The following is a 21,955-nucleotide window of genomic DNA, read 5'->3' as shown; positions in this document are numbered from 1 at the left end:
AAAACCGCATGAAAAGTGGCCGACATTGTTCCAGTCATTGAGGGATTTGTGAACCCGTCAACGGCGAATCAATGCCCATTTCCGGAGTGCCCGCCAGCATGCCCGGCGCCCTGGCCCGCACCTTTGCCGGCCTGGCCCGAGCGGCCGCCTTCACTCTCGCGGGACGCACCGGCGGCCCTGGCTTTTTCAGCCTCCTTACCCAGTTGGTCGACCGCCGCGAGATTGCTTTTTCGCACGCTCTCGACAAAGCCCTGAAAGGGCACGTCAGTGATGCCAACCAGGCCGAAATGGCCGTTTTCACCGTCCAGCAGGCGCCCGGTCACGGGCTGGTCCAGGTACTGGAACCAGTGCACGCCGACAATCGAAGGCTCCGCCATGGCTTGCTTGAGGAAGGCGGCATAGGCCGCGCCCCGCTCTTCTTCACGGGCCAACTGCGTCACGCCGCCCCAGAATGGGCCACGGTCGCTCGAGCCGAAGTTGAATTCGGTGATCAATACCGGTTTGTCGAGTGCGCGCAGGGCGGCGAAGTCATAACCGTCCTGGGGCTTGAGGGTATACATATTGAAGCTCAGCACATCGCAATACTGTGCACAGGACGCCACGGCTTCAGGGGTGCTCACGGCGTAACGCCCGCCCAGCAGCAGTTGGTTGGGCGCGTGCCATTTCAGCGAGTCGGAGATGGTCTTGAAGTAGGCATCGGCGAAGGTCTTCTGGAAATACTTGAAGTCGGCCTCGATTTCCGGGTGTTCCGGGCTGGGCATCGGCGGCTCGAAGCCGGGGTCTTCCATCAGCTCCCAGCCGGCCAGGTGGATGCCCCAGGCTTTCGACAGACCGTCTTCATTGCGGTACTTGTCGCGCAGTTGCTTGAGAAAAGCACGCTTGGCCGGTACGTCGGTGGTCATGCGCAAGGTGCCGTAGGCCAGGGCATAGCGCGATTTTGCATCGTCGCCAGGGCCGGCCCAGGCCAGTTCGTTGTCGGCGAAGAAGCCGATCAGCCACGGGTCGTCGCGATGATCGCGAGCGGCAATGGCCACGGCGCGCTCAGTGGCCATGGCGAAGCGTGGGTCGAACGGGTCGGGCATGCCGCCCCACCAGTCGGTGCCGGTGCTGATGCTGGCGTAGTCACCCACAATCGACAGCGGCAAGGTGTAAGGCACACGGTCAGCCGTGGCCAGGTCCGGATCGCTCCAGTTGCCCACGGTGTTGAAGCCCCAGGCTTGCAGGCGGTCGAGGGTATGGGTCACCCAGCGCTTCTGATCGAAGCCGTCACCGCCATAGGTGCGCTGCAGGTTGGCGCCATAAAAATCATACCAGCGTCCCGAACCGAAACCGCGACCTTCGCCCGCGCCGTTGCCGGTACGGTTGTCGCCACTGCCGTAATACTTGTCGAAGGGTTCACCGGCCTTGGGCAGCGCCGCAAACATCCACTCTCGCCCCGCCACGTAGGTCTGGCTGTTGTCCGCCGCCACTGTGTTGACCCCCAGCGAGTAGAACGGATGGCCTTGCGGCGTGACCAAGTACCAGCGACCGTCGCGCTTTTCAGTGCGGAAGAAGCCGCTGGCGCCGAACGCCGGGCCTTTGTTCCAGCCGCCGTATTGATCCAGGGCGGATTTGTCACGCTCGGCGAGCCACCCCTTCAGTTGTTGCTGCTCCTTGGCGGCTGCGGCCTTGAGCTGCTCGTCGCTGCTGACTTTTTCCGGCCAGCGTGCACGGGTGGACTGACCGTAAGCGTCCACCAGTTCGCTATAGGCGGCCTTCATCACCGGCTCGCTGTCCTGCACGCCAAAGCGCTCCAGCAGGATGCTTTGGGCGGCATCGGGTTTGATCATCGACAGCGTCACCGACACCACCTGGCTACGGTCGACTTCCCCGGTGCTGGCGGCCAGCAACACACGCTGGCCGTCCACGGTCATCGGCATCGGCGGGCCGGCCTTCATGCCCTGGCTCAGCGGCGAGTTGGCTTGCAGTGGCACCAGCAAGGTCTGGGCCGGGCCGGCCGGCAGGTCGATGCGACTGACCAGGGTCTTGCCGTCGGCACTTTGTACTTTCACGTAGAGGGTCAACGCCCAACTCATCGCGCTCTGGATGCGCAGGCTCATGGCGCCCGATTGCGACCAGTCCCACACGCCGGTTTGCGGGCTGAGCACCAGGCTCGGCTCGGCCGCCGGGCTGAAGGTGATGCGGCGCAGCACTTCGCCCTCCGGGGTTTGTTCGGCGTTGTATTGCGGCAGGCTGGCGTCCTGGGTCGCCACCTTGACCACATCGGCGGGCCGGACGAAGTTGAACAGCGTTTGTTGCCCGGCCGGCGCGGCCATCAAGGGCGCGGCGAACAGCAGGGCAAAAAGAGCGGGCAGCGTGCGAATCATACGAACAAGGTTCTCCCAGACGGCCGGTGAATGGCCTGATGACATACATGAGATAGACCACGAAGTGGGCGAGTTCGCCCACGGTGGCTTAAGAAATTTCGCGCCTGAACGGCGGCAAGGCATTCAGGATTGCCTTGCCATAGCGCTGGGTGACCAGGCGGCGATCGAGCAACGTGATGGTGCCCCGGTCCTGCTCGGTGCGCAGCAAGCGTCCGCAGGCCTGCACCAGCTTGAGCGACGCATCGGGTACCGAGATTTCCATGAAAGGATTGCCGCCGCGGGCTTCGATCCATTCGGCCAGCGCCGCTTCGACCGGATCATCCGGCACCGAGAACGGGATCTTGGCGATGACCACGTGCTCGCAGTAGGCGCCGGGCAAGTCCACGCCCTCGGCAAAGCTCGCCAGGCCGAACAGCACGCTGGAATCACCGCCATCGACCCGCGCCTTGTGTTTGTTCAAGGTTTCCTGCTTGGACAGGTTGCCCTGGATGAACACCTGTTTACGCCAGTCGCGGTCAAGGCCATCAAACACATCCTGCATCTGTTTACGCGACGAAAACAGCACCAGGGTGCCTCGCGAGCCTTCCACCAGTTCGGGCAGGTCGCGGATGATCGCCGCCGTGTGCGCCGCCGCGTCCCTTGGGTCGGCCTTGAGGTCGGGCACCCGCAGGACGCCGGCGTCGGCGTGATGAAACGGGCTTGGCACCACTGCAGTGACGGCCTTTTTCGGCAGGCCGGCGCGCATGCGGAAGCGGTCGAAGGTGCCCAGCGCCGTCAGCGTGGCCGAGGTCACCAGGCAGCCGTAGGCCACGTTCCACAGGTTGCGGCGCAGCATCTCGGCGGCGAGGATCGGGCTGGCATTGACCTCGATATCGAACAGCGCACCGCTTTCCGCCAAGGTCAACCAGCGCGCCATCGGCGGATTGTCTTCCGGGTCTTCGACGGTAAAGGCCGTCCACAACTCCCAGTTGCCCTGGGCGCGGGACAGCAGGCTGCCGAACAGCGGGTACCATTCTTCGGCCTGGTTACTGGCGATGCCGATATTGACCTCGCCATCCATGCCTTCCTTGAGCAAGTCGGTGAGACGGGTGAACAGGTCGGTCAGGCGGGAAAAGCCCTTCTTCAGTTCAATGCCCATTTCACGCATATGCTCGGGAATCATCCCACCGACAAAACGGTGACGCGGCCGCTCACGGCCTTCCACGTCTTCGCCGGGCTTGAAGTCGGCCACCTGCTCGCAGGCGCTGAACATAAACTGCTGCTGGGTCTTGATCTCCCGCGCCAGCTCAGGCACCTGTTCGATCAGCTTGCCCAGGTCACCGGGCAGCGGATGCTGGGCCAGCAGCTTGGTGAGGTTCTTGGCGGTGGTTTCCAACCAATCGGCGGTAGAGCGCAAGCGCGTGTAATGGGCGAAGTGGCCGATGGCCTTGTCCGGCAGGTGGTGACCTTCGTCGAACACATACAGGGTGTCGCGCGGGTCCGGCAGTACGGCGCCGCCGCCCAGGGCCAGGTCGGCCAGCACCATGTCGTGGTTGGTGACGATCACGTCGACCTTGCCCATGCCTTCGCGGGCCTTGTAGAAGGCGCACTGACCGAAGTTGGGGCAATGGCGGTTGGTGCATTGACTGTGGTCGGTGGTCAGGCGCGCCCAGTCGGAGTCTTCCAGGGCGGTGGGCCAGCTGTCGCGGTCGCCGTCCCATTTATTACCGGCCAGTTTTTCGATCATGCTGGTAAACAGTTTCTGGCTGACTTCGTCGACTTCGATCTTGAAGCCTTCCTCTTCGAACAACGAAGCCGTGGCGGTCTGCGCGTGGCCTTCCTGCAGCAGCACGTCAAGCTTGGACAGGCACATGTAACGGCCACGGCCCTTGGCCAGCGCGAACGTGAAGTTCAGCCCGCTGTTGCGCATCAGGTCAGGCAGGTCCTTGTAGACAATCTGCTCCTGCAGGGCGACGGTAGCGGTGGCAATCACCAGGCGTTTGCCGGCGGCCTTGGCGGTGGGGATCGCCGCCAGGCTGTAGGCCACGGTCTTGCCGGTACCGGTGCCGGCTTCGACGGCCACGACCGCAGGGTCGCCGCTGCGCCGCCCTTCGTCGTCGGTGTCGATATCCCCGAGGACCTTGGCCACTTCGGCGATCATCAGGCGTTGGCCGTAACGCGGTTTCAAGCTCTTGGCTTCGAGAAAACGCGAGTAGGCGCCCTGGATCGTGGTTTTGAGTTCAGTGCTGATCATGGATAGTCGGGCGCAAAAAACGCTGGATAAATTTTCAGTGGTTCGGATCGGCCGCTATCATACCCCGCTAATTAATCCCGCGCAGAACGGAGTACCACAATGACCGCGTTTAGCCTCGCTTACACCCTGCATGTATTGGCCGCCCTGATCTGGGTCGGCGGCATGTTTTTCGCCTGGATGATCCTGCGCCCCGCCGCCATGGCGGCCCTTGAGGGCCCTGCCCGGCTCAAGTTGTGGGCAAATGTGTTTCAACGTTTTTTTGTATGGGTGTGGGTGGCGGTGTTGATTTTGCCGATCAGCGGCGTCGGCCTGCTGCACCTGCGCTTCAACGGTTTTGAAACGGCGCCGCGCTATGTGCAGGTGATGATGGGTTTGTATCTGGTGATGACGGCGCTGTTTATCCGCATCCAGGCGTTGAAGTTTCCGGCGTTGAAGGCGGCGGTGGCGGCTGAGGACTGGCCCGCGGGCGCGGCTGCGCTGGGGCAGATTCGTAAGTTGGTAGGGATTAACTTGATTGTCGGGTTGGTGGTGGTGGCCGTGGCGTCGGCTCGGCCGATGTTGTAAGGCGACTCTTACATCGCTATCGGGGGCAAGCTCCCTCCCACATTGGAATGCATTCCAATGTGGGAGGGGCGGTGCGACGATTCGACTTGCCCCCGATGGCGTCAGAACAAGCGACTCAAAGCCGCTGAATGGTCACCGCCCCCGCAGGCCCCGCCGGCCCCGGTTGCCCTTCCAACCCCGAGCGGCCTTTTTCACCGCCATCGGCGCGGTACACCAGGCAGCCCTTGGACTGACCGCCCTTGCCGGGCTTACCCGCAACACCGGCCAAGCCCCCAGGCCCGCCGTCCACCAAGACCTTGATCTGATCAGCCGGGAAACTCTGCGGCAACTCCACGCGCACTAGCGCACCCGACGCACCCGGCAACCCATCGCCGCCGTTATCGCCATTGAACCCACGCCCGGCAGAACCCCAGGTGCACCCCGGATCGACGCCATTGGCGCCATCCAGGCCGGCATAACCCTGGGCACCGGCGCCACCGCGGGCATCCACCGACAGTGCTTCTGCAGTCAGCGACTCGATACGCAAGGTCAAGTCGCGCCCCGGCTTGGCTGGTCTTTCATGGGTGCCGGGCGCGCCGCGAGAGGTGATCTGGCTGCCCTGATCCAGTTGAGCCTCGCGCACCTGCAACTGCAGCGCGGTAGTGCCGGGGACGATGGCGATACGTGCTTCACGCCCCAGATGCAGCTCCTCCACCGCGATCTGACTGATGGTGGCCGGAATCAACAGGGTGCCGTAGTCCGCCACGTCCAGGCGCTCGAGCTGCAACACGCTGGTACTGCTGGGCAGGCGCATCAACGAATGGGTTTCGACGCTGACACTCTGGGCCAGGGCAATGGGGCTGACCAACAGGGCCAGCAGAAAAACCTTACGCATCATGGGGCTCCCGAGTGTTTCCGAATTTTTCTTTGGACGCACAGTAACGACTTCTACAGGCGATTTGCCAGTGAAGGATCAAAAAACTTCAGAAGGCCCGGCTCAGGCACCGGCGCTATCGGCACTGAGGCGCTAGGCCAGCACGCCCAGCCGCGCTAGTCTCTAGGGTCCTGATGTGAGGATCTTAAATGACCGCTGGATTTTCTTCCCGTACACCCCAGCAAGCGCTGGCCGCGTTGCTGGACCTGCACGCCCCCAAACGCCTGTTGCTGTTGGGCGCCAGCCAGTTTCCCGCACTGGATGCGTTTAAAACGGCGCATCCCGATGTGCGTGTCAGCATTGCCCCACCCGGACCGCTGCCCGCGGAACTGGCGGCGCAGCGTTTTGACCTGGCGCTGGTGGTCGATTGCCTTGAACACCTGCCCAAATCCCAGGGTCTGACGTTGCTGGGCGGCATTCGCAACCTCAATGCCAGCCGCATCGCGGTGCTGGTGGACCTGGGCGCCTGCGACTGGAAGGACACCGATTTTTTCTCCCTGGCCCTGCAGGCCGGCGAACGCTTTCAGCGCGATGAGCAGGTGCTGACGCTGTTTACCTATGATCTGCTTGACTATAAACAAGTACCCGACTGGCTCAACGCCCGTTTCTGGGCCAACCCGGAAAATTTTGGCAAGTATTGGTGGTAACACAATGAGTACATCCATTTGCCCCTGCGGCAGTGGCAATCTGCTGGATGCCTGCTGCGGCCATTACCACGCCGGCCATCCCGCGCCGTGTGCCAGCGCATTGATGCGCTCGCGCTACAGCGCCTATGTGCTGGGCCTGGTCGACTATCTGGTGGCAACCACCTTGCCGGCGCAGCAGGCAGGCCTGGACCGCGAGGCCATTAGCGCCTGGAGTGCGCAGAGCACCTGGCTTGGGCTGGAGGTGGAAAATTCCGAGCTCTTCGGCGGCCAACCGGAACATGCCTTCGTGACCTTCACGGCGCGCTGGCACGACAGCAGTGGTGAACATAGCCACCGCGAGCGGTCTTCTTTCGTACAGAATGAGGGGCGCTGGTACTTCATCGACCCGACGGTGGACGTGAAGGCCGGGCGCAATGACCCATGCCTGTGCGGCAGCGGGCAGAAGTTCAAGAAGTGCTGTTCCAGCTATTTTTAACGACCTGACAGGGATAACGCCAATGCTTCGCAGATTCAGCCTGATGCTGGCGTTAACCCTGGGCCTGAGCGGCTGCGCCTCCTGGTTCGAGGACGATTCGCCGCCGCCCCATGTATCACTGGTGAAGGTCGAAGTGGTGCGTGCCAAGTTGCTGGAGCAGAAGTTCAAGCTCTACTTTCGCGTGGATAACCGCGACGACGCCGACCTGACCGTGCGCGGCCTGATCTACAAGGTCACCCTCGGCGACCTGGTACTGACCGAAGGTGAGTCCAACGAATGGCTGACCGTACCGCCGCGCGGCCATAAATACTTCCGGGTGTCGGTACGGACCAACCTGTGGCCGCGAATACGCGATGTGGTGCAAATGCTGAAAAACCCCGAGCGCCCCGTGCCCTATCGTCTTGAAGGCGAGTTGAAAACCGGATTATTCATCGGTAATGACGTGCAGGTGGCTCACAATGGCGAGATAATCCCCGGCGATTTTATTCCGGAGCGACATCGATGACTCAGCAACCCCATGTCCATGGTCCCGACTGCAACCACGATCACGATCACCAGGATCACGACCACGGCCATGTCCACGGCCCGAACTGCGGCCACGCTCACCAGGAGCCGGTGCGCAATGCGTTGAAAGACGTGGGTCGCAACGATCCTTGCCCATGCGGCAGCGCGAAGAAATTCAAGAAGTGCCACGGCGCTTAAGCCACTCGACACTCAATGCGGGAGGGGGCTTGCTCCCGATACGGTGTGCCAGTCAGCCTATCTGTTACTGACCCACCGCTATCGGGGGCAAGCCCCCTCCTACATGAGTACTCATGCAATTACACAACTCCCGCTTGCGTCGTTTCGCCGCGCTCACTAACGTAGCGCCTTTAATGACGCTACCCCCCCGCAGGAGCTTTGCCATGGCCTCGCCAGCCCTTACACATTTTCTTCCCCGGTTCGGCGTTGCCGCGGCAGTGGTCAGTGCGTTGAGCCTGTCCGGTTGCCAGCTCCAGAACACCCAGGACACCCTGCCCCCCGCAGCCGGCGTAGAGCCGATCAAGGGCCTGGCGCAAAACGTGTCGATACGCCGCAATGCCCAGGGCATGCCGCTGATCGAAAGCAACACCTTCCACGACGCGTTGTTCAGCCTCGGCTATGTGCATGCCAGCGACCGGATCACCCAGATGGTCACTCTGCGGCTGCTGGCCCAAGGCCGCCTGGCGGAAATGTCCGGGCCCGAGGTCCTTGATGTCGACCGCTTCATGCGCGCAGTCAACCTGAAAAAGAGCGCCGGCGAGCTGTACAACGCCTCGTCGCCGCGGCTCAAGCGTTTCTTTGAAGTCTACGCGCGGGGCGTCAACGCCTACCTGTTCCGCTACCGCGACAAGCTGCCGACCGACCTGGCCCAGACCGGCTACAAACCCGAATACTGGAAACCGGAAGATTCGGCGCTACTGTTCTGCCTGCTGAACTTCAGTGAGTCGAGCAACCTGCAGGAAGAAATCTCATCGCTGGTGCTGGCGCAAAAAGTCGGCGTCGACAAGCTCGCCTGGCTTATCCCCAGCGCGCCGGACGAAGCGATCCCACTGGCCGAGGCCGACAAGCTCAAGGGCGTGAACCTGAGCCAGATCAACGGTCTTGCCGGGTTGGACACCGTCAGCCAGCAACTCAACAGCCTCAATGCCCTGGGCGTGACCACGTCGAGCAACTGGGCCATCGGGCCGCAACGCAGCCGCAGCGGCAAAAGCCTGCTGGCCAACGACATCGCCGCCCAGCCGCAAGCACCAACGCCCTGGAGCTACGTGCAGATCCGTGCGCCGAAATATCAGGCGGTCGGCGCGTCGATCGCCGGCCTGCCGACCCTGCTGTCGGGTTTCAACGGCAAGGTGGCGTGGAGCATGAGCGCGGTCAAGGGCGATACCCAGGACCTGTTCCTGGAAAAGGTCAAACGCCAGGGCAGCGCGCTGTACTACGAGAACAACGGCAAATGGCTACCGGCCGGCGTGCGTAACGAGACCTTCTTCATCAAAGGCCAACGCTCGATTCGCGACGTGGTGTACGAAACCCGCCACGGCGCCTTGCTCAACAGCAGCCAGGCGCTCACCAGCGGTTTTGGCCTGGCCCTGCAAACCGCCGATTTGAAGGACGACAAGAGCCTGGATGCGTTCTTCGACCTGTCCCGCGCGCAGAACGCCGGCAAGGCCTCGGACGCTACCCGCGAAATTCGCGCCATTGCGCTGAACATGATCTTCGCCGACGCCAGTAACATTGGCTGGCAAGTCACCGGCCGCTTCCCCAACCGCCGCGAAGGCCAAGGCCTGCTGCCGTCGCCGGGCTGGGACACGCGCTTTGACTGGGACGGTTACGCCGACGCCATGCTGCACCCCTATGACCAGGACCCGGCTCAAGGCTGGATCGGCACCGCCAACCAGCGCACTGCCCCCCGTGGCTATGGCATGCAACTGTCCAATTCCTGGGACGCGCCGGAGCGCAGCGAGCGCCTGGCGCAACTGGCCAACGCCGGCAAGCACGACAGCCGCAGCCTGATCGCCATGCAATACGACCAGACCACCCTGTTTGCCGCCAAACTCAAGGGTATGTTCCAGGCGCCGGGCATGGCCCAGCCGCTGAAACAGGCAATCGATGCGCTGCCCGCCGCCGAACAGGCCAAGGCGCGCGAAGCACTGGGCCGCTTGATGGCCTTTGATGGTCGCCTTGCACCGACGTCCGCCGACGCGGCGGTCTACGAACTGTTCCTGCAGGAAAGCGCCAGGCAGATCTTCCTCGACAAACTCGGCCCGGAACACAGCGCCAGCTGGAAAGCCTTTGTCAGCAACGCCAGCCTGTCCTACTCCGCCATCGCAGACCATTTGCTGGGCCGTGAAGACAGCCCGCTCTGGGATGACACGCGCACACCGCAAAAAGAAGACAAGCCGGCGATTCTCGCACGCACCCTGGCCGCTGCGATCAGCAGCGGCGACAGCTTGCTGGGCGCCGATCACAAGGCCTGGCAATGGGGCAAGCTGCACACCACCGCCTGGAAAAACGCCGGCGGCCAGGTTATTCGCGGGCCTTTCGCCAGCGGTGGCGACCACAACACCCTGAACCCGGCACCGTACAACTGGGGGCAGGATTTCAATGTGGCCCAGACGTCAGCGCTGCGCATGATTGTCGACTTCGGCCAGCCCGAACCGATGATGGGCCAGGGCGGCACCGGCCAGTCCGGCAACCCGGCCAGCCCGAACTATGCCAACGGCATTGATCCGTCGCTCAAGGCGCAATACCTGAGCTTCCCGATGCAGCCGCAGAACTTTGACAAGGTGTATGGCAAAAGCCGGCTAACCCTCACACCTGGCAAATAACCCGGTTTTCAACTGTGGGAGGGGGCTTGCCCCCGAAAGCGATGGATCAGCCACTGCATCAGTGGCTGACACTCTGTCATCGGGGGCAAGCCCCCTCCCACATTTGGACCCCATGCATTCTGATAGAACTTCTGCACAGCCCCCCGCCTCATAAGTAACAAGCCCATCTCCCCGGTCACCCCATGGACCTCGTCATCGCCCGACCCGAAGGCCTCTATTGCCCCGCCGGGGATTTCTACATTGATCCCTGGCGCCCGGTGGAACGCTCCGTCATCACCCACGCCCACGGCGACCACGCCCGCACCGGCAACGAGCATTACCTGGCCGCCGCGCCCGGCGAAGGCATCCTGCGCTCGCGCCTCGGCCAGGACATCAACTTGCAGACGCTGGCCTACGGCGAAAAACTCGTGCACCACGGCGTCACGTTGAGTTTCCACCCGGCCGGGCATGTGCTCGGTTCGGCCCAGGTGCGTCTGGAATACCAGGGCGAGGTGTGGGTCGCGTCCGGCGATTACAAGGTCGAGCCCGATGGCACCTGCGCGCCGTTCGAACCGGTGCGCTGCCACACCTTTATCACCGAATCCACCTTTGGCCTGCCGATCTACCGCTGGCAGCCGCAGGCGCAGATTTTTTCCGGTATCAACGACTGGTGGCAGGCCAATATCGCCGCCGGCAAAGCCAGCGTGTTGTTCTGCTATTCCTTCGGCAAGGCACAACGCATTCTGCACGGTATCGATGCCAGCATCGGTCCGATCCTCAGCCATGGCGCCGTCGAGCCATTGAACAGGGTCTACCGCGAAGCGGGTATCTACATCCCCGAGACGCTATACGCCGGCGACTTCAAAAAAAACGACCCGCTGCTGCGCCAGGCCCTGATCATCGCCCCGCCCTCCACCGGTGGCAGCACCTGGATACGTCGCTTTGGCGACTACAGCGACGCCTTCGCCAGCGGTTGGATGCGCCTGCGCGGCACGCGGCGGCGGCGCGGGGTCGATCGCGGCTTTGTGCTGTCGGACCATGCCGATTGGCCCGGGCTGTTGTGGGCGATTGAGCAGACCGGCGCCGAGCGGGTGATGGTCACCCACGGTTCGGTCGGCGTGCTGGTGCGCCATCTGCGCGAGAAAGGCCTGGATGCCCAAGGTTTCAGCACCGAATACGGCGACGACGAAGAAGAGGCCAGCGCATGAAAGCCTTCGCCGAGCTGTACGCCAACCTCGATGCCACGACCTCCAGCAACGCCAAGCTGGCGGCACTGCAAGCGTATTTCCGACAGGCACCGCCAGAGGATGCGGCCTGGGCGGTGTACTTCCTCTCCGGCGGGCGCCCGCGGCAATTGGTGCCGACCCGCCTGCTCAGGGACATGGCGACGCAAGCGGCGAACATCGAGCCGTGGTTGTTCGAAGAAAGCTACCAGTCCGTCGGCGATCTGGCCGAGACCATTTCCTTGCTGTTACCCGAATCCACCTACACCTCTGAAGATGGCCTGGCGGTGTGGCTGGAAGACAAACTGTTACCGCTGCGTGGCCTTGCGCCGCTTGAACTGGCCGAGCGCTTGCCGGCGCTGTGGGTGCAACTGGATCAACCGAGCCTGATGGTGTGCATCAAGTTGATCACCGGCAGCTTTCGCGTGGGCGTGTCCAAACTGCTGGTGACCCGTGCGCTTGCCGCCATGGCCGGGCTCGACAGCAAGCGCGTGGCCCAACGGCTGGTGGGCTACACCGACCTGTCCAATCGCCCTACGGCCGCAGGCTATCTCAAGCTGATTGCCGCCGAATCATCCGACGAGCATGCGCAACGCGGCGGGCAGCCGTATCCGTTTTTTCTCGCCCATGGCCTGGCGCAACCAGTGGAGCAGTTTGACGCCCTGCTCGGCTCTCCCGCCGACTGGCAAGTGGAATGGAAGTTTGATGGCATTCGCGCGCAGTTGGTCAAGCGTGAGGGTCGATTGTGGGTCTGGTCGCGCGGTGAAGAACTGGTGACCGAGCGGTTTCCCGAGCTTCACAGCCTGGTCAGCGGCTTGCCGGACGGCACGGTGATCGACGGTGAAATCGTGGTCTGGAAAGAGGCGGTGCAACCCTTCGCCCTGCTGCAGCAGCGGATCGGCCGCAAGACATTGAGTAAAAAAGTGCTGGAGGATGCGCCGGTGGCGGTGCTCGCCTACGACCTGCTCGAATACCAGGGCGACGACTGGCGCAACCACACCCTGGCTGAACGCCGTACGCAGCTGGAACGCGTGATCGCGCAGTGCAACCAACCCGTGCTGTTGCCCTCGCCACTGCTCGAGGGGCAAACCTGGGAAGCGTTGGCCGTGCAACGCGAAGCCTCCCGCAGCCTCGGCGTCGAAGGCATGATGATCAAGGATCGCAAAGGCCTTTACGGCGTGGGCCGCACCAAGGACATGGGCCTGTGGTGGAAGTGGAAGGTGGACCCGTTCAGCATCGACGCCGTGTTGATCTACGCCCAGCGCGGCCATGGCCGGCGCGCGAGCCTGTACAGCGATTACACCTTCGCGGTCTGGGATGGCCCGCCGGGCAGCGAGCGCACACTGGTGCCGTTCGCCAAGGCCTATTCGGGGCTGACTGACGAAGAAATGCGCAAGGTCGATGCGATCGTGCGCAAGACCACCGTGGAAAAATTCGGCCCGGTCAGCAGCGTCACGCCGAGCATGGTGTTTGAGTTGGGCTTTGAAGGGATCGCCCTGTCCAAGCGGCATAAAAGTGGGATTGCGGTGCGCTTTCCGCGGATGTTGCGCTGGCGCCAGGATAAGACGGTGGAGGAAGCCGACAGTCTCGCCACGCTGCAGGACTTGTTGGCCTGACACAAATCAACTGTGGGAGGGGGCTTGCCCCCGATAGCGGAGGGTCAGACACAGATGCTCTGACTGACACACCGCCATCGGGGGCAAGCCCCCTCCCACATTTGGATTTACGCTCGACCTGAAATGGTGCGCTACTCTTTCAATGCACACTAGTGGGCATTTCCTACACTTATAAATCCCTTATCCCACCTTTTAAAACGATCATTCGGAACTATGGTGCAGAAATTGCTACTTGTGCTGCGTCTGACACCGTTCAGTAACAGTCCTAAACGCGCCACAAGCGCTTATCTTGGTTTCCAGGGAACACATAATGAAAAAAGCATTGCTGACCCTTTCTGCACTGGCTCTGTGCATGGCTGCAGGTGTTGCAACCGCCAAGGAATACAAGGAATTGCGTTTCGGTGTCGATCCTTCCTACGCACCGTTCGAATCCAAGGCCGCCGACGGCAGCCTGGTGGGCTTCGATATTGACCTGGGCAACGCCATTTGTGCGGAACTGAAGGTCAAGTGCAAATGGGTTGAAAGCGACTTTGACGGCATGATTCCGGGCCTCAAAGCCAACAAGTTCGACGGTGTGATTTCTTCCATGACCGTGACCCCGGTGCGCGAGAAGGCGATCGACTTCTCCAACGAGCTGTTCTCGGGCCCTACTTCGCTGGTGTTCAAAAAAGGTGCAGGGTATTCGACGCCTGAATCGCTCAAGGGCAAATCCGTGGGCTATGAGCAAGGCACCATCCAGGAAGCCTACGCCAAGGCCGTGCTGGACAAGGCCGGTGTGACCACCAAGGCCTACGCCAACCAGGACCAGGTGTATGCCGACTTGACGTCCGGGCGCCTCGACGCTTCCGTGCAGGACATGCTGCAAGCCGAACTGGGCTTCCTCAAGTCGCCGGCCGGTGCCGGTTACGAAGTCAGCGCCGCCATCGACGACCCATTGCTGCCTTCGAAAACCGCGATCGGTATCAAAAAAGGTAACACTGAGCTCAAGGCGCTTTTGGATAAAGGTATCAAAGCGTTACACGATGATGGCACCTACGCCACCATCCAGAAAAAACACTTTGGCGATCTGAACCTGTACAGCGGCAAATAATGCCTGGGGCGCCCCTTTTTCAAGGGGCGCTTTTTTATCGCCATAGGTCCTGATTTATGTTCGAAGATCTGTTGCAAACCCTCGGGCTGAGCGCGTTCAGCTTGAAGGGTTTCGGCCCGCTGTTGCTGCAAGGCACCTGGATGACTATCAAGTTGTCGGTGCTGTCCCTGGCCGTCAGCGTGTTGCTGGGCCTGCTCGGCGCCAGCGCCAAACTGTCCAGCCTGGCCGTGCTGCGTATCCCCGCCCAGCTCTACACCACATTGATTCGCGGCGTCCCCGACCTGGTGCTGATGCTGCTGATTTTCTACAGCCTGCAAACCTGGCTGACCGGCCTCACCGACTTCATGGAATGGGAATACATCGAGATCGACCCATTCAGCGCCGGGGTCATCACCCTGGGCTTTATCTACGGTGCTTATTTCACCGAGACCTTTCGAGGCGCGATCCTGGCCGTGCCCCGTGGCCAGCTGGAAGCCGCCACCGCCTACGGGCTCAAGCGCGGGCAACGGTTTCGCTACGTGACCTTCCCGCAAATGATGCGGTTTGCCCTGCCGGGCATCGGCAATAACTGGATGGTGATGCTCAAGGCCACCGCGCTGGTGTCGATCATCGGCCTGGCCGATCTGGTGAAAGCAGCCCAGGATGCCGGCAAGAGCACCTATCAACTGTTCTACTTCCTGGTACTGGCCGCGCTGATCTACCTGTTGATCACCAGCGCCTCCAATTTTGTCTTGCGCCGTCTTGAACGTCGCTACGCCGCAGGTTCACGGGAGGCCGTGCGATGATCGAGCTTTTGCAGGAATACTGGCGCCCGTTCCTTTATAGCGACGGCCAGCACATCACCGGCCTGGCCATGACCCTGTGGCTGCTCAGCGCGGCATTGGTGATCGGCTTCCTGGTGTCGATTCCACTGTCTATCGCCCGGGTATCGCGCAGGCGCCTGGTGCGCTGGCCGGTGCAGTTCTACACCTACCTGTTTCGCGGCACGCCGCTGTATATCCAGTTGCTGATTTGCTACACCGGCATCTACAGCCTTGCCGCCGTGCGTGCGCAACCGGTACTCGATGGGTTCTTTCGCGATGCGATGAACTGCACCATCCTGGCCTTCGCCCTCAACACCTGCGCCTACACCACGGAAATTTTCGCCGGGGCGATCCGCAGCATGGCCCACGGCGAAGTCGAAGCGGCCAAGGCCTACGGCCTCAGCGGCTGGAAGCTGTACGCCTATGTGATCATGCCGTCGGCACTGCGCCGTTCGTTGCCCTACTACAGCAACGAGGTGATCCTGATGCTGCATTCGACCACGGTGGCGTTTACCGCGACCATTCCGGATATCCTCAAAGTCGCCAGGGACGCCAACTCGGCCACCTTCATGACTTTTCAATCATTCGGCATCGCGGCATTGATCTACCTGGCCGTGACCTTTGCCCTGGTCGGCCTGTTTCGGCTGGCGGAACGCCGCTGGCTGGCCTTTCTCGGGCCGAGCCATTAAGGAGCGCTCATGCGTCATCAGCAACATGACCTGATTGCGCCGGTGCCCGGCACGGCGCGACAGATTCACAGTTTCCACTTCGGCCCGGAGCAGGCGCAAAGCAAGGTCTACATCCAATCATCACTGCACGCCGATGAACTGCCGGGCATGCTGGTGGCCTGGCACTTGAAGGCGCGCCTGGCACAGTTGGCGGCGACCGGGCGCGTGCGCAGCGAAATCGTCCTGGTGCCGGTCGCCAACCCAGTGGGGCTGGAACAGGTGCTGATGGACGTCCCCCTGGGCCGCTACGAGCTGGAAAGCGGACAGAACTTCAATCGCCTGTTTGTCGACCTCAGCGACGCGGTCGGCGATCAGGTTGAAGACTTGCTGGGCAGTGATCCCCAACACAACGCCCGGTTGATCCGCACCGCGTTATCCGCCGCCCTGGCCGCGCAAACCGCGTCGACTCAACTGCAATCCCAGCGCCTGGTACTGCAGCGCCTGGCGTGCGATGCCGACGTGGTGCTGGACCTGCACTGTGATTTCGAAGCCGTGGCGCACCTCTACACCACGCCCGAGGCCTGGCCGCAGGTGGAGCCGCTGGCGCGTTACCTGGGGTCGGAGGCCAACCTGCTGGCCACCGATTCCGGCGGGCAGTCCTTTGATGAATGTTTCACCCTGGTGTGGTGGCAGTTGCAGCAACGCTTCGGCACGCGCTTCCCGATCCCCATGGGCAGCTTTTCCGTGACCGTCGAATTGCGCGGCCAAGGCGATGTCAACCACGGCCTGGCGGCCCTGGACTGCCAGGCGATCATCAATTACCTGACCCACCTCGGCGCGATTGAAGGGGACGCGCCAGCACAGCCCGCACTGCCCTACCCGGCCACGCCCCTGGCGGGCGTGGAGCCTGTGACCACAGCGGTGGGCGGCTTGCTGGTGTTCCACGCCTTGCCGGGGGAATACCTGGAGGCCGGGCAGCTTATCGCCGAAATCATCGACCCCATCACCGACCGCGTAACGCCCGTGCATTGCCGCAATGCCGGCCTGCTTTACGCGCGCTCGCTGCGACGCATGGCCACCGCCGGGATGGTGATCAGCCATGTCGCCGGCGCAGAGGCCTACCGCAGCGGCTACCTACTTTCGCCTTGAGGATGCACGCCCATGTACAAATTGACCGTTGAAGGCCTGCATAAAAGCTATGGCGACAATGAAGTGCTCAAAGGTGTCTCGCTCAAGGCCAAAACCGGCGACGTGATCAGTCTGATCGGCGCCAGCGGCTCGGGCAAGAGCACGTTCCTGCGCTGCATCAACTTCCTGGAAACCCCCAACGACGGCGCCATGACCCTGGATGGCCAAGTGATCCGCATGATCAGCGACCGCCATGGCATGCGCGTGGCCGACGATGCCGAGTTGCAACGTTTGCGCACGCGGTTGGCCATGGTATTCCAGCACTTCAACCTGTGGAGCCACATGAGCGTGCTGGAAAACATCACCATGGCCCCGCGCCGCGTGCTGGGGTGCAGCAGGAAAGACGCCGAAGACCGCGCCCGTCGGTACCTGGATAAAGTCGGCCTGCCCGCCCGGGTGGCTGATCAATACCCGGCGTTCCTCTCCGGTGGCCAGCAGCAACGGGTCGCGATTGCCCGCGCCTTGGCGATGGAGCCCGAGGTGATGTTGTTCGATGAACCCACCTCGGCGCTGGACCCGGAGTTGGTGGGTGAAGTGTTGAAAGTGATCCAGGGCCTGGCCGAAGAAGGCCGCACCATGATCATGGTGACCCATGAAATGAGCTTCGCGCGCAAAGTCTCAAGCCAGGTGCTGTTCCTGCACCAGGGCCTTGTGGAAGAGCAAGGTGCGCCGGCGGACGTGCTGGGCAATCCGAAGAGCGAGCGTCTGCAGCAATTCCTGAGCGGCAACTTGAAGTAAACCTTTGGGGCGCCTGGGGGGTCTGTGCATTAGAGCCTCCAGAGCGTCCGCTGCCGCATGGCAAAACCCGTCGACTTCGCCAAACAATGGTTTGCCACCCGCGGCTGGCGCCCGTTCGCCTTTCAGAAAGACGTGTGGAAGGCCGTCAAGGAGGGTCAGTCAGGCTTATTGCATGCCAGTACCGGCGCGGGTAAAACCTACGCGCTGTGGTTCGCAGCCCTCAATCGTTTCGCCGTAACGCGCCCACCCGCTACCGGCAAGCGCAAGCCTGCGGCCGAACCCCTGACCGTGCTGTGGATCACACCCATGCGTGCGTTGGCCGCCGACACCGCGCGCGCCCTTGAGGCGCCGTTGGCGGCATTGCAGATTCCCTGGAGCGTCGGCCTGCGCACGGGCGACACCAGCAGCAGCGAACGTGCGCGCCAGACCCGCCGCCAGCCCACCACGCTGATCACTACGCCGGAAAGCCTGACACTGATGCTCACGCGCGCCGACAGCGAGGTCAGCCTGGGGCATCTGCGCATGGTGGTGGTGGATGAGTGGCACGAACTGATCGGCAATAAACGCGGCGTGCAACTGCAATTGGCGTTGGCGCGTCTGCGGCGCTGGCACCCGGATTTGCTGGTGTGGGGTATTTCCGCAACCTTGGGTAATCAGGCGCACGCGCTGGAGGTGTTGGTCCCACAGGGTGGCGGGATAAATGTGCAGGGGCAGACCGCCAAACAGCTGCAAGTGGACACACTGCTGCCGCCCACTGCCGAACGCTTTCCCTGGGCCGGACATATCGGTTTGAAGATGCTGCCGCAAGTCGTGGCGCAAGTGGACTCGAGCAGCAGTTGCCTGGTATTCACCAACACCCGCGCGCAATCGGAAATCTGGTATCAGGCGTTGCTCGAGGCCAGGCCGGACTGGGCCGGCCTGATTGCGCTGCATCACGGTTCGCTGTCGCGGGAAACCCGTGACTGGGTGGAGCGTGCGTTGAAAGAAGGCCAACTCAAGGCGGTGGTGTGTACCTCAAGCCTGGACCTGGGCGTGGACTTTCTGCCGGTGGAACGAGTGCTGCAGATCGGTTCGGCCAAGGGTGTGGCGCGCCTGATGCAACGCGCCGGCCGCTCGGGGCATGCACCGGGGCGGCCGTCACGGGTGACATTGGTACCGACCCACAGCCTGGAGCTGGTGGAAGCCGCCGCCGCCCAGGATGCGATTGCCCTGCGGCGCATTGAAGCCCGCGAATCGCCGCACGAACCCTTGGATGTGCTGGTGCAGCATCTGGTCAGCATGGCCCTGGGCGGTGGATTTACTCCCGACGCGCTGCTGGCGGAGGTACGCGGTGCCTGGGCCTACCGCGACCTGACCGACGCCGATTGGGCCTGGGCCCTGGCCTTTGTGCGCCATGGCGGGCTGTCGCTCACGGCCTATCCGGATTACCGCCGCGTCGAGCCTGACGAACAGGGCATCTGGCGCGTCCCCGATGCGCGCCTGGCACGCCGCCATCGCATGAGCGTGGGCACCATCGTCAGCGATGCGAGTATTCATCTGAAGTACTGGAGCAAGGGCGGCGGCGGCAAGAACCTCGGCAGTGTCGAGGAAGGCTTTATTGCACGGCTCAAGCCGGGGGATGGCTTTCTGTTCGCCGGGCGCCTGCTGGAGTTGGTGCGCGTGGAAAACATGACCGCCTATGTCCGCCGCAGCACCGCAAAAAAAGCCGCCGTGCCGCGCTGGAATGGCGGGCGCATGCCCCTTTCCAATGAACTGGCGCAGGCGGTGATCGAGCGCTTCGACGCGGCGGCTCAGGGTCGCTTCGAGGGGCCGGAAATGCGTGCGGTGCAGCCGCTGTTGCAGACACAATTGCGCTGGTCCGGCCTGCCGACCCGCGACCACTTGCTGGCGGAGTTTCTCAAGTCACGCGAGGGCTGGCACCTGTTTCTCTACCCCTTCGCGGGGCGTCAGGTGCATCTGGGGCTGGCAAGCTTGCTGGCGTGGCGCGTCAGCCGGCGGCAACCCGTGACCTTTTCCATCGCGGTCAATGATTACGGGCTGGAGCTGCTGAGCGCCACCGAGGTGAACTGGCCGGATATCTTCAATGAGGCACTGCTCAGCCCGCAGGAGCTGCTGACGGATGTGGCAGAAAGCCTCAATGCCGGTGAACTGGCGTTGCGCCGCTTTCGCGAAATCGCGCGCATTGCCGGGCTGGTGTTCGCCGGCTATCCCGGTGCGCCGAAAAGTACTCGCCAGGTGCAGGCTTCCAGCGGGCTGTTCTTCGAAGTGTTCAAGCAATACGACCCGCAGAACCTGTTGCTGGCCCAGGCGGGGGAAGAAGTCCTGCGCAACGAACTCGACATTCAGCGCCTGGAGGAGACATTGCTGCGCCTGTCGGCGCTGCAACTGGACCTGCATGTGATCCAACGGCCTACGCCGCTGGCCTTCCCCCTGCTGGTGGAGCGGATGCGCGAAAGCCTGAGTTCGGAAAAACTCTCGGAACGCATTGCGCGGATGGTCAAGGACCTGGAAAAAATTGCGGACAAAGGAAAAGGTTAATGGCTTGTTCGATAACGCTTGAGGGTGAGCAGTTGTGGTTACTGGCGGACAAAGCGGTTTACTGGCCGGCGCGCCACAGCCTGTTGATCGCCGACGCTCACTTTGGCAAGGCTTCGGCCTACCGCAGCCTCGGGCAACCGGTCCCCCAGGGCACCACAAGCGAAAACCTGCAGCGCCTGGACCGGCTGCTGGCGGCGTTTCCCTGCAATGAGGTGATCTTTCTCGGCGACTTCCTCCACGGCCCCGGCTCCCACGCCAGCGGCACCCTGGGCGCGCTGAGGGCCTGGCGAGCGCGGCATGCCGAGTTGCCCATCACGTTGATTCGCGGCAACCACGATCAACGCGCTGGCGATCCGCCTGCCGACTTGGGCATTGAGGTGGTTTCCGAGCCTCTCTTAATGGGCCCGTTCGCGCTGCAGCACGAACCGGACGCCCACCCCAGCCATCATGTGCTGGCCGGGCATGTCCATCCGGTGTATCGCTTGCGCGGCAAAGGCCGGCAGAGCCTGCGCCTGCCGTGCTTCCAGATAGGCGATCGCGTCAGCCTGCTGCCGGCGTTTGGCGCATTTACCGGAGGGTATGCAGTGGAACAGGACAGTGAGCGCCGAATCTTCGTGATCGGCGATCACCAGGTATGGCCCGTTCAGTGAACGCCGGTTGGGCGTGCGTGGATCAGGCCACGGGCGCGGGTGGTGGCTCATCCGGCAGGGTCGGCTCACCAGGTTCGGTAGGTTGCGGATAGTCCGGCTCAGGTTGGCCGGGAATGCCGCCCGCATAAGCAGGGTCGGCCATCAAGGACCAGGCCAGAACACCAATCTGGTTGGGTTCAAGCCGGGCAAGTTCTGCGCTGATTCGCGGGTTGATCTTCATAAGGCACTCCTCAAGCGTGGCTCGACGCGTTTCACACGCGCCGAGGCAGTACACCTAGATAGAGTCACTTTCTGCAGACTAATTCCCTTTAAACGTAGGAGCTTTCTATCAAGCGCGTGGGAGAGTAACGCCGCGCTGGCCCTGGTACTTGCCCGCACGGTCCTTGTAGGACACTTCACATGCCTCGTCGGACTGCAGGAACAGCATCTGTGCCACGCCTTCGTTGGCGTAGATTTTCGCCGGCAAGGTGGTGGTGTTGGAGAACTCCAGGGTCACGTGGCCTTCCCACTCGGGTTCCAGCGGCGTGACGTTGACGATGATGCCGCAACGGGCATAAGTGCTTTTACCCAGGCAGATGGTCAATACGTCCCGTGGAATACGGAAAAACTCCACGGTGCGGGCCAGGGCGAAGGAGTTTGGCGGGATGATGCATACGTCGCTCTTGACGTCGACGAAGCTTTTTTCGTCGAAGTTCTTCGGATCGACGATCGCCGAGTTGATATTGGTGAACACCTTGAATTCATCGGCGCAACGCACGTCGTAGCCATAGCTGGAAACCCCGTACGAAATCACGCGTTCGTCGCCTTCGCCACGAATCTGGCGCTCGACGAACGGTTCGATCATGCCGTGTTCCTGCGCCATGCGGCGAATCCACTTGTCCGATTTGATGCTCATGGCGGTGTCCTGATAGCGAGGT

The 21,955-nt window shown here is 62.4% G+C and carries 20 protein-coding genes; 15 read left to right on the top strand and 5 right to left on the bottom strand.

The annotated features are described in order from the left end of the window. Positions 1-68 precede the first annotated feature (68 nt). Together BFP96_RS13835 and dinG are read right to left on the bottom strand one after the other, a co-directional pair. On the bottom strand, positions 69-2,366 hold the full coding sequence (locus BFP96_RS13835; RefSeq protein WP_065936424.1) for a beta-galactosidase: 2,298 nt from the start codon (positions 2,364-2,366) through the stop codon (positions 69-71). Between the two features lie 88 nt (positions 2,367-2,454). Then, entirely contained in the window at positions 2,455-4,599 is a 2,145-nt protein-coding gene (gene dinG, locus BFP96_RS13830; RefSeq protein WP_057723161.1) for an ATP-dependent DNA helicase DinG, read from the bottom strand. Between the two features lie 99 nt (positions 4,600-4,698). On the opposite strand from dinG, the gene BFP96_RS13825 reads away from it, so the two are divergent. Beyond that, the gene (locus BFP96_RS13825; RefSeq protein WP_065936423.1) at positions 4,699-5,163 is read left to right on the top strand and encodes a CopD family protein; all 465 of its coding nucleotides are present in this window, start codon (positions 4,699-4,701) and stop codon (positions 5,161-5,163) included. Between the two features lie 115 nt (positions 5,164-5,278). On the opposite strand, the gene BFP96_RS13820 is transcribed toward BFP96_RS13825, so the two are convergent. Beyond that, positions 5,279-6,037, bottom strand: a complete 759-nt coding sequence (locus BFP96_RS13820; protein WP_065936422.1) for a collagen-like triple helix repeat-containing protein — start codon at positions 6,035-6,037, stop codon at positions 5,279-5,281. Positions 6,038-6,225: 188 nt separating this feature from the next. Between BFP96_RS13820 and BFP96_RS13815 the strand changes: the two genes are divergently transcribed. The 14 genes from BFP96_RS13815 (at position 6,226) to pdeM (ending at position 21,038) form a co-directional block, all read left to right on the top strand. Further along, a complete protein-coding gene (locus BFP96_RS13815) occupies positions 6,226-6,723 on the top strand; it encodes a DUF6231 family protein (protein WP_065893394.1) in 498 nt (165 codons plus the stop codon). Positions 6,724-6,727: 4 nt separating this feature from the next. Further along, positions 6,728-7,198 carry a YchJ family protein gene (locus BFP96_RS13810; protein ID WP_065893393.1) on the top strand — a complete coding sequence of 157 codons (471 nt, stop codon included), beginning with the start codon at positions 6,728-6,730 and terminating at the stop codon, positions 7,196-7,198. Positions 7,199-7,220: 22 nt separating this feature from the next. Then, the gene (locus BFP96_RS13805; RefSeq protein ID WP_065893392.1) at positions 7,221-7,703 is read left to right on the top strand and encodes an LEA type 2 family protein; all 483 of its coding nucleotides are present in this window, start codon (positions 7,221-7,223) and stop codon (positions 7,701-7,703) included. Then, positions 7,700-7,900, top strand: a complete 201-nt coding sequence (locus BFP96_RS13800; RefSeq protein WP_065886122.1) for an SEC-C metal-binding domain-containing protein — start codon at positions 7,700-7,702, stop codon at positions 7,898-7,900. Before BFP96_RS13805 ends, BFP96_RS13800 begins: the two co-directional genes overlap by 4 nt. A 203-nt stretch (positions 7,901-8,103) precedes the next feature. After that, entirely contained in the window at positions 8,104-10,545 is a 2,442-nt protein-coding gene (locus BFP96_RS13795) for a penicillin acylase family protein (RefSeq protein WP_065936421.1), read from the top strand. 182 nt (positions 10,546-10,727) lie between these two features. Then, positions 10,728-11,732 carry a ligase-associated DNA damage response exonuclease gene (locus tag BFP96_RS13790; protein WP_065893390.1) on the top strand — a complete coding sequence of 335 codons (1,005 nt, stop codon included), beginning with the start codon at positions 10,728-10,730 and terminating at the stop codon, positions 11,730-11,732. Beyond that, complete coding sequence (locus BFP96_RS13785) at positions 11,729-13,363, top strand: ATP-dependent DNA ligase (RefSeq protein ID WP_065936420.1); 1,635 nt, start codon at positions 11,729-11,731, stop codon at positions 13,361-13,363. The genes BFP96_RS13790 and BFP96_RS13785 overlap by 4 nt, the downstream gene beginning before the upstream one ends. Before the next feature lie 310 nt (positions 13,364-13,673). Continuing rightward, entirely contained in the window at positions 13,674-14,453 is a 780-nt protein-coding gene (locus tag BFP96_RS13780) for a transporter substrate-binding domain-containing protein (protein WP_057723170.1), read from the top strand. A gap of 56 nt (positions 14,454-14,509) precedes the next feature. Continuing rightward, complete coding sequence (locus tag BFP96_RS13775) at positions 14,510-15,238, top strand: ABC transporter permease (protein ID WP_065936419.1); 729 nt, start codon at positions 14,510-14,512, stop codon at positions 15,236-15,238. Continuing rightward, positions 15,235-15,945, top strand: coding sequence for an ABC transporter permease (locus BFP96_RS13770; RefSeq protein ID WP_065893387.1), 711 nt, complete (start codon positions 15,235-15,237; stop codon positions 15,943-15,945). Before BFP96_RS13775 ends, BFP96_RS13770 begins: the two co-directional genes overlap by 4 nt. Positions 15,946-15,954: 9 nt before the next feature. After that, positions 15,955-17,073: a succinylglutamate desuccinylase/aspartoacylase family protein gene (locus tag BFP96_RS13765; protein WP_065936418.1), complete on the top strand. Its 1,119-nt coding sequence runs from the start codon at positions 15,955-15,957 to the stop codon at positions 17,071-17,073. Positions 17,074-17,085: 12 nt separating this feature from the next. Next, positions 17,086-17,850 (top strand): ABC transporter ATP-binding protein, encoded by a 765-nt coding sequence (locus tag BFP96_RS13760; protein ID WP_065936417.1) that lies wholly within the window; start codon positions 17,086-17,088, stop codon positions 17,848-17,850. 57 nt (positions 17,851-17,907) lie between these two features. Continuing rightward, positions 17,908-20,388 (top strand): ligase-associated DNA damage response DEXH box helicase, encoded by a 2,481-nt coding sequence (locus tag BFP96_RS13755; protein WP_065936416.1) that lies wholly within the window; start codon positions 17,908-17,910, stop codon positions 20,386-20,388. Further along, entirely contained in the window at positions 20,388-21,038 is a 651-nt protein-coding gene (gene pdeM / locus BFP96_RS13750) for a ligase-associated DNA damage response endonuclease PdeM (protein ID WP_065896988.1), read from the top strand. The genes BFP96_RS13755 and pdeM overlap by 1 nt, the downstream gene beginning before the upstream one ends. Before the next feature lie 22 nt (positions 21,039-21,060). On the opposite strand, the gene BFP96_RS13745 is transcribed toward pdeM, so the two are convergent. Both BFP96_RS13745 and dcd read right to left on the bottom strand, forming a co-directional pair. Continuing rightward, complete coding sequence (locus BFP96_RS13745) at positions 21,061-21,258, bottom strand: hypothetical protein (RefSeq protein ID WP_065886112.1); 198 nt, start codon at positions 21,256-21,258, stop codon at positions 21,061-21,063. A 108-nt stretch (positions 21,259-21,366) separates the two neighbouring features. After that, positions 21,367-21,933, bottom strand: coding sequence for a dCTP deaminase (dcd, locus tag BFP96_RS13740; protein ID WP_003189215.1), 567 nt, complete (start codon positions 21,931-21,933; stop codon positions 21,367-21,369). Between the last annotated feature and the right edge of the window lie 22 nt (positions 21,934-21,955).

It is taken from the genome of Pseudomonas sp. 34 E 7 (assembly GCF_900005715.1).
Lineage (GTDB): Bacteria > Pseudomonadota > Gammaproteobacteria > Pseudomonadales > Pseudomonadaceae > Aquipseudomonas > Aquipseudomonas orientalis_A.
This window is presented reverse-complemented; position numbering and strand designations above follow the sequence as displayed.

What these genes read in the sequence shown, in the direction of transcription:
- BFP96_RS13760 (WP_065936417.1), top strand. Translation starts at nt 17,086, where the DNA reads ATGTACAAATTGACCGTTGAAGGCCTGCATAAAAGCTATGGCGACAAT.
- BFP96_RS13805 (WP_065893392.1), top strand. Translation starts at nt 7,221, where the DNA reads ATGCTTCGCAGATTCAGCCTGATGCTGGCGTTAACCCTGGGCCTGAGC.
- BFP96_RS13765 (WP_065936418.1), top strand. Translation starts at nt 15,955, where the DNA reads ATGCGTCATCAGCAACATGACCTGATTGCGCCGGTGCCCGGCACGGCG.
- BFP96_RS13775 (WP_065936419.1), top strand. Translation starts at nt 14,510, where the DNA reads ATGTTCGAAGATCTGTTGCAAACCCTCGGGCTGAGCGCGTTCAGCTTG.
- pdeM (WP_065896988.1), top strand. Translation starts at nt 20,388, where the DNA reads ATGGCTTGTTCGATAACGCTTGAGGGTGAGCAGTTGTGGTTACTGGCG.
- BFP96_RS13770 (WP_065893387.1), top strand. Translation starts at nt 15,235, where the DNA reads ATGATCGAGCTTTTGCAGGAATACTGGCGCCCGTTCCTTTATAGCGAC.
- BFP96_RS13745 (WP_065886112.1), bottom strand. Translation starts at nt 21,258, where the DNA reads ATGAAGATCAACCCGCGAATCAGCGCAGAACTTGCCCGGCTTGAACCC.
- BFP96_RS13795 (WP_065936421.1), top strand. Translation starts at nt 8,104, where the DNA reads ATGGCCTCGCCAGCCCTTACACATTTTCTTCCCCGGTTCGGCGTTGCC.
- BFP96_RS13825 (WP_065936423.1), top strand. Translation starts at nt 4,699, where the DNA reads ATGACCGCGTTTAGCCTCGCTTACACCCTGCATGTATTGGCCGCCCTG.
- BFP96_RS13780 (WP_057723170.1), top strand. Translation starts at nt 13,674, where the DNA reads ATGAAAAAAGCATTGCTGACCCTTTCTGCACTGGCTCTGTGCATGGCT.
- dinG (WP_057723161.1), bottom strand. Translation starts at nt 4,599, where the DNA reads ATGATCAGCACTGAACTCAAAACCACGATCCAGGGCGCCTACTCGCGT.
- BFP96_RS13800 (WP_065886122.1), top strand. Translation starts at nt 7,700, where the DNA reads ATGACTCAGCAACCCCATGTCCATGGTCCCGACTGCAACCACGATCAC.
- BFP96_RS13820 (WP_065936422.1), bottom strand. Translation starts at nt 6,037, where the DNA reads ATGCGTAAGGTTTTTCTGCTGGCCCTGTTGGTCAGCCCCATTGCCCTG.
- BFP96_RS13790 (WP_065893390.1), top strand. Translation starts at nt 10,728, where the DNA reads ATGGACCTCGTCATCGCCCGACCCGAAGGCCTCTATTGCCCCGCCGGG.
- BFP96_RS13835 (WP_065936424.1), bottom strand. Translation starts at nt 2,366, where the DNA reads ATGATTCGCACGCTGCCCGCTCTTTTTGCCCTGCTGTTCGCCGCGCCC.
- dcd (WP_003189215.1), bottom strand. Translation starts at nt 21,933, where the DNA reads ATGAGCATCAAATCGGACAAGTGGATTCGCCGCATGGCGCAGGAACAC.
- BFP96_RS13810 (WP_065893393.1), top strand. Translation starts at nt 6,728, where the DNA reads ATGAGTACATCCATTTGCCCCTGCGGCAGTGGCAATCTGCTGGATGCC.
- BFP96_RS13755 (WP_065936416.1), top strand. Translation starts at nt 17,908, where the DNA reads ATGGCAAAACCCGTCGACTTCGCCAAACAATGGTTTGCCACCCGCGGC.
- BFP96_RS13785 (WP_065936420.1), top strand. Translation starts at nt 11,729, where the DNA reads ATGAAAGCCTTCGCCGAGCTGTACGCCAACCTCGATGCCACGACCTCC.
- BFP96_RS13815 (WP_065893394.1), top strand. Translation starts at nt 6,226, where the DNA reads ATGACCGCTGGATTTTCTTCCCGTACACCCCAGCAAGCGCTGGCCGCG.